Genomic DNA, 614 nt, shown 5'->3' on the forward strand with positions numbered 1-614 from the left:
CGCCCTGGCGGTGGCTCAGGTGATCGGCATCCAGGGCGATGGATTCGCCACTGGTGGTGGCGCCATCGAGGACGATATCCCGGGCCGCCAGGGTCAGATCGCCCTGGCTGACGATCAGACCCTCGCTGCCTTCCAGGCGCGTGGCGGCGATCCGCGTCTCGCCTTCCCCGGCATGAACGATCTCGCCGTCTTCATTGGTCAAGGTCTCGGCGACGTCGAGGGTCAGATCGTCCGTGGCTTCCAGACGGCCCCTGCTATTGTCGAGATCATCCGCCCGTACGCTTAGATCACCGCGGGCGGCGCTGATCAGGCCGTCGGCGTTCTTCAGGGCGGCGACGGTAACGTCGATACGCTCCGCCAGCCATTGCCCCTGGGTATTATCCACGTATCCAGTGGCCACCAACGTCAGCGCATCGCCAGCGATCAGTTCACCCTGCCGGTTATCCAGGTCACCAACGTCCAGCCTGACATGGTCCAAGGCCTGCAGGGTACCGGCGGTATTGGTCAGTTCACGCGCGGCGATATCGAGGCCAGTATTGCTGGCAATCAAGCCTTCGGTGTTGTCCAGCGCCTCCCCGATGGTGAGGGTCAGATCGCGGTCATCGCCGGTGTGC

The 614-nt window shown here is 64.2% G+C and carries 1 protein-coding gene; it reads right to left on the reverse strand.

The annotated features are described in order from the left end of the window. A partial coding sequence (locus tag HP566_RS06735; protein ID WP_249976500.1) for a hypothetical protein occupies window positions 1–614 on the reverse strand: 614 nt, incomplete at both ends.

It is taken from the genome of Vreelandella olivaria, assembly GCF_023507745.1.
In the GTDB taxonomy this organism is placed as follows: Bacteria; Pseudomonadota; Gammaproteobacteria; order Pseudomonadales; family Halomonadaceae; genus Vreelandella; species Vreelandella olivaria_A.